Genomic DNA, 15257 nt, shown 5'->3' with positions numbered 1-15257 from the left:
AGGATAAAATATCTGATATATAAAGTATATTTATATATAAATTTTATTTTGGTATAAAATCAAACATCAACCTGAACACTGCACTTATGCTTTCTCATTACCTGACTCTCTCCTGGCGCCGGATGTGGCGGGAACGCCGGGTTAACCTGATCCGGATCGGCAGTCTGAGCCTTGGCTTCGCGAGCGGACTGGTTATCTTTTTAGTAGTGAATTACATGCTGAGCTTCGACAGGTACCATCCTCACATGGACCGGTCTTACTGGGTGGTGACTGACGTAAAACGGGAGTCTGTCATGCAAACGGATGCAGCGCCCCGCCCGCTGGCAGATGTACTGCGCAGGGACTATCCCTTTGTAGAAAGCGCAGTGCGACTGGAAACTTTCTTCGGGCGGACGATCAGCGTTCCCAACGAAAAGGGACGAGCTGCAAAGAAGTTTAGCGAAGCGCGCAACATGTGTTTCACCGAGCCCCAGTATTTTGATCTGTTTGGTGTGGAATGGGTGAGCGGCGATCGCAAAACCGCATTGGCGTCGCCCAACACGATCGTACTCAGCGAGCGATATGCCGAAAAGTACTTCAACACAAAGCGGGCGCTGGGACGCACATTGCGGCTGGACAACCGTGTAGACCTTACCGTAACGGGCATTATCAAAAACCCGCCTTCCAATACCCAGCTGCGCTACGATGCACTGGTATCCTACGCGAGTATTTCAGGTCTGGAATCGCCCAAGGCGCTGCTGGACTGGCAGGGACTTCAAAGTATGTGTTTTGTGCTGCTGCGCGACGGTACCGGAAAACAGCAGCTTACAGGCGCATTGGATGCAGTGCGCAAGAAGCATTTGCCGGCCAAAGAAGCTGCAAATTTCGCTTACCACGTTTTTCCATTGGAAGACCTCAATCATGAACGCAGCGGAATGGCGCCGCGGCCGGTCCTGTATGCATTGATGGCGGTGGGTTTGTTACTGGTGGCTGCTTCCTGCATTAACTATATCAACCTCGCTACCGCACAGGCATTACAGCGGGCGCGTGAGGTGGGTGTGCGCAAAGTGGTGGGTAGCAACAGATTTCAGCTGCTCAGACAATTTATGCTCGAAACTGCATTGCTCACGGTCGCGGCTGTGTTGTTTGCATTGCTGCTTACGCAAATGGCGATGCCGCTTGTCAACCAGACCCTCGCCGATCAGGATCAAACGCTTCATCCTGATATTTCCATTCTTCACTTGCTGGAGCCTGGCGCATTGCTCTGGTTTGGTGCGCTGGTTCTTGGTGTGATGCTGCTCGCGGGTCTCTATCCCTCCTGGATCTTGTCCGGTTTTGACCCGGCCAAGGCGCTGGCTGGTCAGCTTACGCGTGCAAGAGGCGGCTTCACCGTCAGGCGTACACTGATCACCGGACAGTTTCTGCTGACACAGCTTTTCCTGATCATCGTGCTGGTGATCACAGCCCAGCTCCGGCACATGCAGAAAGTGGATTGGGGTTTTCGGCACGATAACATCCGCGTGGTGTGGCTGCCGCAGCAAGGCAGTGTACCGCGCGACCAATTGCGCGAAACCTGGCTGAATGTACCAGGGATAGAAGCTGTTACATTCGCAAGCGATCCGCCGGTATCCCCTTACAACAGACCCATCCCGTTTAGCTATCACATTGCTACCGAGCCGGAAGCATTTGAAACAAGAGTGCGCGCAGCAGATGAAAATTACCTGTCCACTTTTGGGTTGTCGCTCGTTGCAGGGCGTAACTTCAATGTAAGTGACACAGCCGCTCAGGAAGTGATGGTGAACGAAACGCTGGTGCGGCAGCTTGGCGTATCGCCGGTGAGCGCGGTGATTGGTAAAAGAATGCGCGTGAAAGATGGTGACCGCACGATTGTAGGTGTTGTGAAGGATTTCCGCTCCGGCGACCTGCACCAGCCGATACTGCCTGTAACCCTGATCCACGATTTGCAGCATACCGCAATGGCCGTACTTACGCTCTCTCCCAAATATCCGGCAGGTACCGAACAAAGCATCCAGGCAGCCTGGGACGAGACGCTACCCGACCAGATCTATAAATCCGACCTGCTGAATGACCTGCTGAATTCATTTACCAGAATGGAGCGCCTGCTTGCGGGTTTTGTGCAGATTTTCGCATTAATCGCCGTGGCCACAAGCTGTCTCGGACTTTACGGTTTGATCACATTTATGGCTGAAAAGCGGGCGAAGGAAATCGGCGTACGTCGGGTGCTGGGTGCGCGTACAGAGCAGTTACTCTGGGTTTTCGGGAAGGAGTTTGCGCGATTGCTTGTAGTCGGCTTCCTGCTGGCTGCTCCCCTTGGCTGGTGGCTTACCTCCGGCTGGCTGCAGCAATATGCGCACCGCATTCAGCTTAGTGCGTGGTTGTTGTTCGCGACATTGGGACTCATGGCATTTATAACCATTGCGACCGTGATAGGACACGCGTTGAAAGCCGCATCGGCGAACCCGGTGAAATACCTGCGTGCAGAATAGCATTTGATCACCCGATACACATTCCGCGATCGTGCTGCGAAGCTACCTGTCCGGCACGATCGCCGGGAATGTGATAGTAAATGTAGTTCCCAGTCCAAGACCCGGGCTGCTTACCTGCACGTCGCCGCCGTGTAGCTCTACCAGTTGTTTTACCATTGACAATCCGAGCCCCAGTCCACCCTGAGAGCGGTCAATGGCCACGTCAATCTGATAAAATGTTTCGAAAATATCTTCGAGATGTTCTCCGGAGATCCCTAATCCATCATCCTGAATCTGCATCATCACCTGATCGCCCCATTGCGCCACGCGCACGTGAACATGCCCGGCGGGCAGGGTGAATTTAGCGCCGTTGTTGAGCAGGTTATTGATGATCTGCATAATTCGCGTGATATCCCCATTGATAAAAATCGCGTGATCCGGCAGGTCAACGGTCAGTACGCGGTTAGCGGAATCAAACATCGGCCGGGACATTTCAATGGCCCGGGTGGTGACTGCTACCAGGTCGATTGGCTCAGGGCGCAAAGCAATTTTACCTTTGACAATCCGCGTCATATCGAGCAGGTCATTGACCAGCCGAACCATGTGGTCCACCTGCCTCGACAACATTTCAAGTGACGAAGTCAGGGATTGATCATGGCCGTGGGTCATTTTGAGGATGTGAATTACATTGCGGATCGGCGCAAGCGGGTTGCGGAGTTCGTGTCCCAGCATCGCCATAAATTCGTCTTTACGCCGGTCGGCCTCCCGGAGCGCAAGTTCCATCTGCTTTCTCTGAGTGAGATCCCGGGCTACCTTGACGAACCCGATGAGTTTGTTATCAGGATTATAGAGCGGCGCCATCACACCCGACAGATACACGAGTGATCCGTCTTTCCGCTTGTGGTAACGTTCGTCGAGTGCCCGGCCTTCGCGCCAGGCAGTAGCCCGCTCCTCTTCATGCTCACCGTTAATGCGGTCCTGTTCCGTGAATATAAGTGCGTCTGGCTGGCCGACTGCCTCTGTTTCGGTGTATCCAAAAATATGCTGCGCGCCCGAGTTCCAGCTGGTGATAATCCCATCGGGATCGTGCGTAATGATCGCGTGGTCTACAATACTTTCTACCAATATCCGCAACCTTTCCTCTGACTCTTGCAATGCCTCTACCGAGCGCCTCTCCTGGGTGGGCAGGTTCTGAACCAACATGTCAAAGCGGTCTTCACTTTCCTGCTTTGCAGCTGCCCCGGATATTTTATGATCGGGAATAGCTATGAGGCAACCAATCCATTTCTCTATTGTATCCTTTTCCCCACTTACAGGTATCATTCTCACACTGGTCAATTTCCAGCCGCCGCCAGCCTGCTGCACCCGAAGGCCCGCATTGAGTGGCTGACCTGTCGCAAGTGCCTCTTCCCATACCGCTGCTGCGTCACGCTGCTCGGCCGGGTGAACTGCCGCCAGCCAACCCGACTGCCGCCATTGATCGGGCGTCTGCCCGGTATATACGCGCCAGGATGGCGAATCTGCATTAACATTCCCCCTCCCATCAGTCTCCCAGATTGCCTGCGCAAGAGCTGACACAACGGCCACAGAATCTTCGGCCGAAAGTGGTCCGGGTTCTGGTTCATACATTGATTGTATTTCCATATTCTGCCTGCGATTAAGGTCGTATTCGTCTTCAACTTGTCGGCACGCAGGCTCTTATAAATTTTGTACCAAAAAAGAATACGATTCTTCAATGGCTCCATTGTAACTCCCAATTATTTACCTGGCAAATTGCACGCTGACCATATTCTTTTGACTATTTTCGCCCTTCTTCCCTATCAGTTACATTTGAATGACGTCAAAAACACGGACAGCTTGTCTGGTGATCCTGCTATTAGTCAGTTCAACCAGCATCTTTGCGCAGCATCTGGCGCAGCGGCAATTATTTCTTAAAAACAGGGTACTGTCTCTGTCTGCAGGTATTCCAGACGAAATGGGATTCAACAATCGCAGGTTACAGGAACAGGAAAATGGCAAATTCCTGATGATTATCCAGTTTGATAGCATTCCTGGTGAAACCGTTTTATCCTATCTAAAAAGTAACGGGATTGAAGTGCTGGACTACATTCCCGACTACGCGTATACAACTACAGTAACAGCACGGATCAACAGGGAGGTACTTGAAAAAGCGGGAGTAAGGGCCATCTTCAGGCCGGGGATCGAGGATATACTTCACCCTTTGCTGCAGCCGGGGTTCATTCCTGAGCATGCCAAGAAAGTGGCCGGGAAGGCGGATGTGACATTGAGCTTTGCAAGGTCTTTTACATTTGATGAGGTGATCAGAGATATCCAGAAAAGCGGCTTTGAGGTGCTTTCTGACAAATTGAAATCTTACCAGCTCCTTGAAGTAAGAGTCTCCGAAGATAGTTTACAGCACCTTGCTGCATTTCCCTGGGTACAATATCTTGCGCCAGTCCAGCCGCCTTCCGAAATGCTGAATGATAAAAGTACAGCAAGCACCAAAGCGAATGTACTGGGTTCAACAGCACTCCTGGGGTACCAGCTGACAGGCGAGGGTGTTGTGCTTGGTCTGGGTGATGATTCCAATCCTTTGCTCCATCCGGACATCGGGCGCCGAGTGATCAATTATGATATGCTTAACAATACCTGGCACGGGATACATGTGGGTGGGATCGCCGCCGGGTCAGGACTGCTCAACGAGAAGTACAAAGGGTATGCTCCGCAATCCAAAATTGTATTCCGTCGCAGGTCCGACATCGTGTTTAACGCTCCTGAGTTTGTGCGGGATTACGGCATGGTAGTTACCAGCAATACCTACCCGGGCGGAAGTGGTTGCGGCACGTTTGGCACATACACTTATGACTCACCCATACTGGATCAACAAGCTTTCGAACTCCCGCATTTGCAACATATTTTTGCTGCCGGGAATAGTGGCATGGAAACAAACTGTCAGGTGTCGCCGGCGGGTTACGGTACCGTTCTTGGTACTTTTCAGTCCGCTAAAAACGTGCTGACCGTGGGCATGACACAGGCAAACTTGCTCATTAACCCAACTTCATCGAAAGGCCCGGTCGCAGATGGACGGATCAAACCGGAAATTACTGCGCCGGGAAGCGCCATTTTTTCAACGATACCGGGCAACACGTACCAAAGTGCTTCCGGTACGAGCATGGCCACACCGGCTGTTACCGGTGGAGCGGCTTTACTTTACCAGCGGTACCGGCAGCTGAATCAGGGCCAAAATCCTAAAAATGCATTAATGAAGGCGCTGATTACCAATGGTGCTACCGACCAGGGCTTGCCAGGGCCAGACTATACCTACGGGTTTGGGCTCATGAACCTGCTGCGATCGGTAACTATGCTGGACAAAGGCCATTTTTTCTCCGGTACGGTCGCGCATGCTGCCAAGAAGACCCACCAGATCGTTGTTCCGGCAAATACCGCCAAATTGAAGGTGCTCATTTACTGGAATGATCCTGCGCCAGCTATGCTCGCGGGCGGCAGCGCATTGGTAAACAACCTGGATTTATCCGTTATCGAACCCGACAACACCAAAATGCGGCCTCTCTTTCCTTCGGCAGCGGACCCGACAGCGGCAGCTAAGTCGGGCATTGACTCGTTAAATAATATCGAGCAAATTGTCGTGGATACGCCTGCGCCAGGTACCTATACATTTGAAGTTGCGGCAACAAGGATTCCGCAGGGGGTACAGGAATATTTTATTGTTTACGATGTGATAGAACCGTCACTGACTCTCACCTACCCGCTGGCAGGAGACCATTTGACGAAAGGCGATGCACTTAATATATGCTGGGAGTCTTACGGAGATCCAACCAGCACTTTCAAAGTGTCGTATTCGCTGAATGACGGAGCAGCCTGGACAACGCTGAATGCGAATGTTGCAGCCGACCAGCGTCAGTTGCCCTGGACAGTGCCGGATGCAGCGACGGGCAAGGCAAAGGTCAAAATAGAGCGGAATGGCAGCAGCAGCGTGAGCGGCGCTTTTGCTATCATCGGCGTCCCTTCCGTCACACTTCAATCTGCTCAATGTGAAGGGTACATTGCATTACAATGGAATGCTGTGAACGGGGCTTCTGATTATGAAGTGATGTTTTCACTCGGTGGCGAGATGAAGTCGGTTGCCATTACAAATGCATTGAAATACACCTTATCAGGACTTTCGCTAGACTCTGTTTATTATGTATCCGTCAGGGCGCGAAAAGATCAGGTGCCCGGGCGACGCTCGTTTGCCGTTATCAGAAAACCGGATTCGGGTACCTGCGCAGGAAGTATCTCTGACAATAATCTTAAATTGGAAGCCGTACTCTCTCCGCTTCCAAATGCCAGAAAGTTTACCTACGCCGCCTACTTACCCGAGCATTCCATTCAGATACGGATCAAAAACCTCGACGATCAGCCGCAGGCGGGACCTTATGAAGTGGGTTACTCACTGGGGGGAGCAATGCATTGGGAAACTGTGAATACGCCGCTGGCAGCACTGGCAAGTGCTGACTACACTTTCCAAAAAAAGGCGGATCTGGCATCCCTGAACGAGGCTACATTACTCGTGCGCCTCCGACTTGCCGGTGATCCCGTGAAACAAAACGATTCTCTTGCCGTTGGTCTCCGGCAATTACCTAATCCAAAGCTGGTATTACCTTATGTACATCATGCCGGCTCTCTTCCTGCAATGGATGTCCGTGAAACAACAATAGCCCTGCAAGGTGCGGCGGAATATGATTTTATCAGGGTAAACGGTGAAGGCCGGCTTAGAATAGCGGATAGTTCAAAGATATGGTCATCGACACAGGTCGCATTTATCCTCGACAACACGCGTAATGATACCGAAACAGCCCGGAGCTATTTGGAAGGAACATATAACCTTTCGAATTATCATGTACAGAATGACGAGGTAAGGCTTACTTTCAAACACCAAGAGGCAGGCTCCAACAGCCACGACTTTAACAGGGTGTACATTCGCGGCAGCGGCAATGATCCCTGGATCCTGGCCTACGTCCAGGATGCCGGAACTTACGGCGAGTTCGATAATTGGTTCAAGCTGGTGTCTGTCGATGTTACCCCATTGCTTCGAAGTAACGGACAGGATTTCTCAGCCGGGTTTCAGGTCAGATGGGCAGCCGAGGCATTCAATACCTACCCGGAGGATGGTTTTATCGTTGACAATATTAAGTTGTTCAAAACGACCAGCGATGTCGAGCTCGTCCGGTTGCATGCGCCTCCGGTATCCCCTTGTGAATCTGCCGCTCCTGCGTCGCTCGACGCAGTGTTGAGGAATAACGGCAGCGATAATAATGTAAATGTCCCGGTCAAAATGTCCGTTGACGGTAAAGTTTCCGAACATACCATTGATATCATCAGAAAGGATGATAGCACTGTGGTGAGATTGTATTACCCAACTGAGATTTATACATCGGGAAAGCGCCTCGTCAGAGTTTGGTCAGACAAAGGATCCGACATTAACCGGGCAAATGATACCCTGGAAGTTGAGCTCTTTACAGCAGCAACAATCTCCATTGACAACACGCACCTGGAAAACTTTGAGCTGGGTAACGGCGGGTGGTTCACAGAGGGAGACCATTCATTGTGGCAGTTTGTCACGCCCGAAGCAACCGGGGAAAGTGTAGCCGGAAGTGGAAATAATGCATGGAAGACAGACCCCGAAGGTGCCGGCAGCAACAGCGAATCCTATCTGTACTCCCCCTGCTTTAATATGAACTCGTATCCGTTGCACCTGAGTTTCAGCGCGAAAATAGATATGGAAGATTGCGATGGGAATGCTTGTGATATGCTGTACTTAGAGTACAATTCGGGATACGGATGGTACCGGGTGGGTACCAATGGAGATGGGACAAATTGGTATAATCAGCAAAAAGATGGACTTGGTCATTGGAGCGGAAAAGTAGCAACCGGATGGCGCGTATTTACGACTACTTTGCCTTACCAATCCAATTTGCGGCTCCGTTTTGTTATTAAAACAAACAGTAATGTTGCCAAACGGAATATCGTCATTGACGACGTTCATATTTACAGCATGCCCTACGATATCTATGATGGTAGTTCTAATACATCCAATATGGGTCCTTCCTATTTATCCAATGGCGGATGGGTTCCTTATTTCATTAACGATAAGATCGCTATGGCGCTCGAGCCCCGCGGGCAGAACATTGAGCGCATTGGTCTTAACAGTTATTTAAACGAGGGCGCGTTGCAATTCAGTAAAGATCAATTGATACTGGACAGGAATTGGGTCATTAATACGGATGTGGATCTGGATAATCCCGTCGGTGTCCGGTTGTACATTCCGGAGGCGACCATCGAACGATTGGTAACTGACACAGCCTACCCCGACCTTATTAAGCCCGCATCCGTTTACGACCTGAGCCTGACGAAATACGCGGGCCCAAATCAGGATGGAAATCTGGGCAACAATGCAAATGAAGGATGGGATTATTTTCCTACTGACAAAGTCAAGAAAGTCCCCTATCGGAACGGGTATTATCTCGAATTTGAAACAAAGACTTTTTCGGAATTCTGGCTGGCGAAAAGCTATATTGGTACGGGCACGCCTTTGCCTGCCGAGCTGATCAGTTTTACTGCAGAAAAAATCCATTCAGGGGAGCATACGGCCGTCCAGTTGAAATGGGCGACTGCTGCGGAGAAGGCATTCAGTCACTTTGTTGTCCAGGTGGCAGTAAGTTCGGAAAACGCAAAAAAGGGACTATTTACTGATCTTGGCATCGTAAAAGGCAAAGCAATGCCGGGTGTGCAGCAGTACGCTTTCGCTGACGACAAATCCACGTTTGACAACACACATTATTACCGTTTGAAAATGGTTGATGTCGACGGTAGCTTTGAATATTCCTCGATGCGGGCAGTGATTTTTAATACTTCAACAGCATGGCGCATCTTCCCGAATCCATCACGGGACATTTTCAGGCTTGAACCGCAGGGCGTAGTAAAAGGACCTGTTGAGATCGAAGTGATTGATCTCTCGGGTAAAGTTCGCAAGCAAATGAAATTCCGGGAAGTTACATCTGCTCTGGATATTCAGCTCGGGACACCAGACCTGCCTGGCGGCCTTTACCTGCTCAATGTTAAATCAAACGAAGGAGAAGTGCGGCTTAGAGTCATGAAGGAGTAGCGAGACGTGCGTGGACAAACCCATTACAGAAAATCTGCTTTTAATGCGGGCAGAGCCGGATTCTTTCGCCCAAAGGGCATAAATTGGCATTCAGATGCAAACATTTAAATGATAATTGATCACATGAGTACAAATGAAAATGCTGCTGCACAGGCAGTTCCTATTTCAAAAGCTTTGGTTTCCAACGGATTCTTGTTTATTTCAGGTCAGATCGGCTCGGCTGGCGGACAGCTCGTGACTACCTCTTTCCAGGATGAGGTTAGACAGGTATTTACAAATATCGAGACGATACTTACTGAGCACAACCTGACTTTCAGCCACATTGTGAGCGTGACGGTATATCTGACCGATATGCGGTATTTCGACGAGCTGAATGCAGTTTACCAGACTTATTTCACGGACCGTTTTCCAACCCGCACCTGCATTGCCGTAGCAGGTTTGCCGAAGCAGGCGCGCGTGGAATTAACTACTATGGCGAGCCTGAAGTTAGAAGCTAATCAGAACTGAAAATGTGCCGGAGCGCTTTACGGTTCTCTGCGGAGCTTCCTGAATCAGCCGATATCAGGAGGCTCCGCAGGAGCCGGCTGGAGCTTGTGATTATGTTCCTTCCTATAAACAGGAAGCCACTCTGTGGCTGCTTAGTTACCTGAGTTTAACCATTTTCATCCAACATAAGCCGGATCAAACTCTACGATCCATTCAATTCCATACTTGTCTCTGAACATTCCCGCGTAAGTACCCCAGGGGCTTTCGTCAATTGGCCCTTCGATGCTCCCGCCGGCTGATAGTGCATTGAAGATTTGGTCTGCTTCTTCGCGCGTTTCGGTGCTGATTGAAATTTTAGACCTGTTTTCGTTTTCATTTACCCGCCCCATAAATTCCGGAACATCATTGGCGATTAACACATTATGTTTTCCTATTGGTAAAACAATGGTCATTATTTTGTTTGCCTCGCTTTCCGGTATAGGGAACTCGTCGCTTGACAGGTCTTTGAATCGAATGATCTTTGTAAAATCTCCACCAAAAACAGATTTGTAAAAAGTGAATGCTTCTTCTGCATTTCCATTGAAGTTGATCCAGGGATTGACTGTTCTCATGATCTTATTTTAAGTTTTGATTTTTTGTCCAAGCTGTTCAGCATTTCCGTTTTCACATTGATATAGCTGCTGTGGCTACTATCGTCGCGATCAGAATGTTGCTGACCGTGCAAAGGTGAAATTTAGTCTGGCATTTGAACCTGTGCAAATGCGACAATTTAGAGGGTAAATACCGCCAAACTGCTTTTTCACAAAAATCTACATTAAATGTTTACGGATAGTCCGCCCTGCTGACACACTGTTGTCATGCGGTCCATGTTGCTTTGAGGAAAATTTAATCCTCATTAATTATGACATTCAATTCAACTCGGATTATCACGGGGAACATCAATGCACTGATCGATTTTTATCAGCAAATCACCGGATCCGATGCGCACCGGCTTACCGAAGACTTTGCCGAATTCCGTACTCCCCTGGCCACATTAGCGATTGGCAGCACGCGCACGCTCAACTTTTTTGGTGGAGAAAGTGTGGCTACGCCTTCTACAAACCGTTCGGTCATTTTGGAATTTCGGGTTGATGATGTAGATGCGCATTATGAAAGACTATCTGATTTCCTTAAAGCGTGCATTGTACAAAAACCAACAACAATGCCCTGGGGCAACCGGTCGCTCTTGTTCCGGGATCCAGACGGTAACCTGATCAATTTTTTCACCCCCATAACGCCAGATGCAGCAGAGCGTTTTAAATAGCTTAATTTGCATCGGAGTCGCAATAAGCGACGCGGAGAACATAAAGTTGTTAAGTCAAAAATGAACACCTACTACCTGCCTGATGATCTTTTGGATGATCCTGCGGCGCAAGCGGACGATGTCGTAATCCGTTACTACAACTCCGACCGTGACTCAGTCAAGAACAGGATCGTCCTGAACAAGAATATGATCAACTTGCTTGTGAGCGGGACGAAGACAATCATCTATCCTGATGCGACAGCGGTTGTTAACGCAGGCGAGCTTGTTGTTCTTTCAACGGGTAATGTACTTACTTCCGAGCTGCTTGCCGGTACAAACCAATTCACAAGTATCCTCTTTTATTTCAGCAATGAAGTGTTCAACCGCTTTCTGATCAAGTACGAGCACCTGTTGAATGCAGCCACCGCCAAAGCTAACAAGCAGCCGTTTTTAATTTTCAGGCAGGATACTTTTATAAAGCATTTCATTGCCTCATTGCAAGTTTTGCTGAACAATGACGGGGATTTATCAGCTGAAATCCGGTTACTTAAAATCGAGGAACTGCTGTTGTATATGTTCCAGACTGATCCGGAAAGATTTCATGCAATTCAAATATTGACCCGCGACAAACAGCAATTGCAGATTAAAAAAGTGGTTGAAAGCCAGATCGGTCAGCCCACTACGGTGGAGGATCTCGCATTTCTTTGCCACATGAGTACTTCCACATTCAAGAGGAAGTTCAGCGAGATTTATCAAACCTCACCTCAAAAATGGTTATTGGCCAAAAGGCTTGAACTGGCGGCAGACTTGCTCAGAACTTTTGATGAGAGTCCGTCAGGAGTTTATATGCGGGTCGGTTATCAGAACCATTCCAGTTTCTCAGAAGCATTCCGTAATCACTTCGGAAGCACGCCGAGTGATTACCAGCAAAAGCATTTGAACGTTGCGCCGTAGCGGTTGACCGTCTATCCTTAACTGCTCAGCTGACTGCACCTGTAATTTCGGGCCATCACAAAAACATATTAATGATGGAAACAACAACCGAAAACAACAAAGCAGTAGTACGCCGCTTCAATCAGGAAGTAATCGCAGAAGGCAATCTTCAAAGCTTCAATGAACTCATGGACGGGCAATTTGTAAATCGTTCAGCACCCGAGGGAATGAGCAATGGTGCAGATGGAATGATCTACTTTTTCAATGAAATCCTTCGCCCTGCAATGCCCGACATTCACGTGACGATCCACCAACAGGTTGCAGAAGGTGATCTGGTTACTACCCGGAAGACAATCAGCGGAACTCAGACCGGTGAGTTACTGGGTATTCCGGCGACTGGACGGGCGGTCAACATTGACGTGATTGATATCGTCCGGGTAAAAGATGGCAGGTACTTTGAACATTGGGGAATTACAACGCTGTCGGATGTACTGTCGCAGTTGCAAAACTGAACAGCGATCTGATCGACGCTGATCGTTAAACGAAAGTCCCGCAACGAGTCGGAAGATATCGCTTGCGGAACTTTTCGGTTGAGCACATCTCAGGAAGAATTATCCTCAGGATCGGTTTTCAGATAAATTTGGAATAAAAGCCTCACAACAGATTTTCCCTGACAGCTTGATACACGGTCCGCACCTCTGCCTGAAAGCCAAGGCTCCGCGCCAGCGAACTATCCACTTGCAAATGCCAGGGATTAGTCAAAGGCTCGGAGGAAGATTCCATTCTTACACCCACCAACTGCAGCAGCTCGTAGACGGACATCGGGCATTCGTCGGAAATGTTCACAACCTGCCCGTCCATCTTGCCGGCAAGGGCCATTTTGATCGCATTGGCGATGTCGCGATGGTGAATAATGCTCATTCTGGCAGCCGGGTGCCACTTTCCCAGCACGTGCTCAGGCAACATGGCGATGTGCCCGTCGTTATCACCGTATACAAAAGGGAACCGCAGCACAGACCAGTTAAGCCCGCTCGTGCGCAATGCATGCTCTGCCAGCTTGCTCGCCGGATAGGCAAGCTCCGGGTTCAAAAGATCGTCCTCCCGTCCGGGATGCGGGTTATTGACATTATAAACATGCGCCGTGCTTGCCAGAATAAACCGTGCAGTGGGTGCATATTTCTTCGTCGCCTCTATAAGGTTTTGTGTCGCTTCGAAGTTGCTTTTCCAGATCAGATCCGTGTCGGCAGTCCGGAATACGGCCGCGAGATGGATAATCGCGGATGCGCGTTTTACAGCTTCTATGAGCGTTTGCGGGTTTAGCAGGTCGCCCGCCGTGAAGGGCACATTGGCAGGGGCTTGTTTTCCTTCTCGGATCAATGCATGACAGGCAAAACCTGCGTCTGCAAGTCGGGGAAGCAGTCTGGCGCCTACCAGTCCGGTGCTACCGGTGATCAATATCTTCTCAGATCCTTTGTCCATAGTCCTTATTTTAAAGTGATGAACAAAGCTCCGAACATTGATTCGAATCGGGCCGGACGAAAAACGACTGGTTCAGGACAAATCCTGAAAAAAGCTGGCGACTGTTTTGCCTGTCACTTTCTTGAACAGGCGGGAAAAGTAATCTGGATCATTGAAACCCAGGTCGAAAGCCAGCTCTTTCACGGATGTGCGCTCGCCATAATATATCCTGCGCCGGGCTTCAAGGATCAGCCGGTTTGTGACAAATTCCTTGGGCGAAAGTCCCGAATACTGCTTCACTATTTGATACAGGCTGTCCTGACTCACTGCCAGCGACTCAGCAATGTCCCGGATTGTTGGATGACCTGTCAGGTTATTTTCTACAAATACCTTGAACCCGATAAACTTGGTGATACGATCATCTGCCTGTCTCCCCTCCCCTGCAAAATAAGCCGTATTGATCTCGGTCAGCAGACTGTTCAGGTGCGCCAAAATCAGTTCCGGGTCTGTATCGGGCCTACTCAGCAAATCTTTCAATATCGCAAATATTGAATGCAGCCTCACTGCGGCGGCAGGAGAAAAAGTTACTTTATGCTGATTGAGTGGATTCAGCAGAAAAGGATATTGCCGTGGCAGTCTGGATAAACATTCATTATCAAATCCTATCTTAAAATAGTCGGCACCATGTCCCATTTCCGGGAGCTGCTGAATCTGATGTGGCAACGAAAACAGCAGTTCGTTTTTCTCGATCTCAAACTCGTCCATATCTACCTTGTGGCGGCTCGTACCCTCTATTACAAAGAGCAGGAAATAGTATGGAAGCCTGTGTGTAAGCTCCTGCCTGTCGACAGTCTCCTTTGGCAAATGCCCGAAACCGGGAGACACGATCCGGATCGGAAGCTGCTCGTTCTGGCTCAAATTTGCCGGCATCGAATGGCTTTTTGTTGCTCCTTTCATAATTCGCATTTGCTGGAAAACGCCGCAGGTCTGGCTCTTTGCTGATCAATTCGTCTTTACCGGAAACAGCTTCTCATCCACCTCCGTACCCTGTCCGGCTACGCGGCACCAGCTGCCTGCATTTCTATGAAAAACTTCCAGTCTCCTGACTTTCATATTCACCTCCCGTCCATCGACTTCGAGCTGAACATTAATCAGGAAATTGACCACGGCCATATTCCCGTCATAAATGCGAATGAATTCGTTGCCAGGCACCGGCCGCACCGATTTGAAAACCACTTTCTCCTTCGATTGCACACCCTGCCATTGCTCGTGCGAAAAGGAAATGTCACCCTTGGGTCCTACCGCGATAAAGTCTTTGCAATCAATTTGTACATCCGGTTTCCTATTGCGCATTAGTGCCCTGATTTCCTGTCTTTCTGTGGCATAGCTGGTCGTGTCAATTTGCGCCACGGCATTGAAGCCACCGAAAAGTGACAGGAGTAAAAAGACAAATCGTTTCATAGTAATA

Annotated in this window: 11 protein-coding genes; 6 read left to right on the top strand and 5 right to left on the bottom strand. The window is 49.5% G+C overall.

Annotated elements, in window-relative coordinates; all coding sequences use genetic code 11:
- Nucleotides 1-86 precede the first annotated feature (86 nt).
- The gene (locus AC1XTG_RS09940; protein WP_484841856.1) at nucleotides 87-2486 is read left to right on the top strand and encodes an ABC transporter permease; all 2400 of its coding nucleotides are present in this window, start codon (nucleotides 87-89) and stop codon (nucleotides 2484-2486) included.
- Nucleotides 2487-2528: 42 nt separating this feature from the next.
- On the opposite strand, the gene AC1XTG_RS09935 is transcribed toward AC1XTG_RS09940, so the two are convergent.
- Nucleotides 2529-4109 carry a PAS domain-containing sensor histidine kinase gene (locus AC1XTG_RS09935; RefSeq protein WP_484841855.1) on the bottom strand — a complete coding sequence of 527 codons (1581 nt, stop codon included), beginning with the start codon at nucleotides 4107-4109 and terminating at the stop codon, nucleotides 2529-2531.
- 190 nt (nucleotides 4110-4299) lie between these two features.
- On the opposite strand from AC1XTG_RS09935, the gene AC1XTG_RS09930 reads away from it, so the two are divergent.
- Nucleotides 4300-9630, top strand: coding sequence for a S8 family serine peptidase (locus tag AC1XTG_RS09930; protein WP_484841854.1), 5331 nt, complete (start codon nucleotides 4300-4302; stop codon nucleotides 9628-9630).
- 123 nt (nucleotides 9631-9753) lie between these two features.
- Entirely contained in the window at nucleotides 9754-10137 is a 384-nt protein-coding gene (locus AC1XTG_RS09925) for a RidA family protein (protein WP_484841853.1), read from the top strand.
- Nucleotides 10138-10292: 155 nt separating this feature from the next.
- Here the strand turns inward: AC1XTG_RS09925 and AC1XTG_RS09920 are convergent, their stop codons facing one another.
- Nucleotides 10293-10727, bottom strand: a complete 435-nt coding sequence (locus AC1XTG_RS09920; RefSeq protein WP_484841852.1) for a VOC family protein — start codon at nucleotides 10725-10727, stop codon at nucleotides 10293-10295.
- A gap of 290 nt (nucleotides 10728-11017) precedes the next feature.
- Between AC1XTG_RS09920 and AC1XTG_RS09915 the strand changes: the two genes are divergently transcribed.
- The 3 genes from AC1XTG_RS09915 (at nucleotide 11018) to AC1XTG_RS09905 (ending at nucleotide 12843) form a co-directional block, all read left to right on the top strand.
- A complete protein-coding gene (locus AC1XTG_RS09915; protein ID WP_056288972.1) occupies nucleotides 11018-11419 on the top strand; it encodes a VOC family protein in 402 nt (133 codons plus the stop codon).
- 60 nt (nucleotides 11420-11479) lie between these two features.
- The gene (locus AC1XTG_RS09910; RefSeq protein ID WP_056288975.1) at nucleotides 11480-12352 is read left to right on the top strand and encodes an AraC family transcriptional regulator; all 873 of its coding nucleotides are present in this window, start codon (nucleotides 11480-11482) and stop codon (nucleotides 12350-12352) included.
- 71 nt (nucleotides 12353-12423) lie between these two features.
- Nucleotides 12424-12843 carry an ester cyclase gene (locus tag AC1XTG_RS09905; RefSeq protein WP_484841851.1) on the top strand — a complete coding sequence of 140 codons (420 nt, stop codon included), beginning with the start codon at nucleotides 12424-12426 and terminating at the stop codon, nucleotides 12841-12843.
- 142 nt (nucleotides 12844-12985) lie between these two features.
- Here AC1XTG_RS09905 and AC1XTG_RS09900 read toward each other — a convergent pair whose 3' ends face one another.
- From AC1XTG_RS09900 to AC1XTG_RS09890, 3 genes are all read right to left on the bottom strand, one after another.
- On the bottom strand, nucleotides 12986-13810 hold the full coding sequence (locus AC1XTG_RS09900) for an NAD-dependent epimerase/dehydratase family protein (protein ID WP_484841850.1): 825 nt from the start codon (nucleotides 13808-13810) through the stop codon (nucleotides 12986-12988).
- Nucleotides 13811-13882: 72 nt separating this feature from the next.
- Entirely contained in the window at nucleotides 13883-14719 is an 837-nt protein-coding gene (locus AC1XTG_RS09895) for an AraC family transcriptional regulator (protein WP_484841849.1), read from the bottom strand.
- A 72-nt stretch (nucleotides 14720-14791) separates the two neighbouring features.
- The gene (locus tag AC1XTG_RS09890) at nucleotides 14792-15250 is read right to left on the bottom strand and encodes a DUF4440 domain-containing protein (RefSeq protein WP_484841848.1); all 459 of its coding nucleotides are present in this window, start codon (nucleotides 15248-15250) and stop codon (nucleotides 14792-14794) included.
- Nucleotides 15251-15257: the final 7 nt, after the last annotated feature.

Source organism: Dyadobacter sp. HNCC25DJ183 (assembly GCF_056895175.1).
Note: the sequence above shows the minus strand (reverse complement) of the source record. Positions and strands in the feature narration are given on the sequence as shown.

What these genes read in the sequence shown, in the direction of transcription:
- AC1XTG_RS09940 (WP_484841856.1), top strand. Translation starts at nt 87, where the DNA reads ATGCTTTCTCATTACCTGACTCTCTCCTGGCGCCGGATGTGGCGGGAA.
- AC1XTG_RS09935 (WP_484841855.1), bottom strand. Translation starts at nt 4,109, where the DNA reads ATGGAAATACAATCAATGTATGAACCAGAACCCGGACCACTTTCGGCC.
- AC1XTG_RS09930 (WP_484841854.1), top strand. Translation starts at nt 4,300, where the DNA reads ATGACGTCAAAAACACGGACAGCTTGTCTGGTGATCCTGCTATTAGTC.
- AC1XTG_RS09925 (WP_484841853.1), top strand. Translation starts at nt 9,754, where the DNA reads ATGAGTACAAATGAAAATGCTGCTGCACAGGCAGTTCCTATTTCAAAA.
- AC1XTG_RS09920 (WP_484841852.1), bottom strand. Translation starts at nt 10,727, where the DNA reads ATGAGAACAGTCAATCCCTGGATCAACTTCAATGGAAATGCAGAAGAA.
- AC1XTG_RS09915 (WP_056288972.1), top strand. Translation starts at nt 11,018, where the DNA reads ATGACATTCAATTCAACTCGGATTATCACGGGGAACATCAATGCACTG.
- AC1XTG_RS09910 (WP_056288975.1), top strand. Translation starts at nt 11,480, where the DNA reads ATGAACACCTACTACCTGCCTGATGATCTTTTGGATGATCCTGCGGCG.
- AC1XTG_RS09905 (WP_484841851.1), top strand. Translation starts at nt 12,424, where the DNA reads ATGATGGAAACAACAACCGAAAACAACAAAGCAGTAGTACGCCGCTTC.
- AC1XTG_RS09900 (WP_484841850.1), bottom strand. Translation starts at nt 13,810, where the DNA reads ATGGACAAAGGATCTGAGAAGATATTGATCACCGGTAGCACCGGACTG.
- AC1XTG_RS09895 (WP_484841849.1), bottom strand. Translation starts at nt 14,719, where the DNA reads ATGCCGGCAAATTTGAGCCAGAACGAGCAGCTTCCGATCCGGATCGTG.
- AC1XTG_RS09890 (WP_484841848.1), bottom strand. Translation starts at nt 15,250, where the DNA reads ATGAAACGATTTGTCTTTTTACTCCTGTCACTTTTCGGTGGCTTCAAT.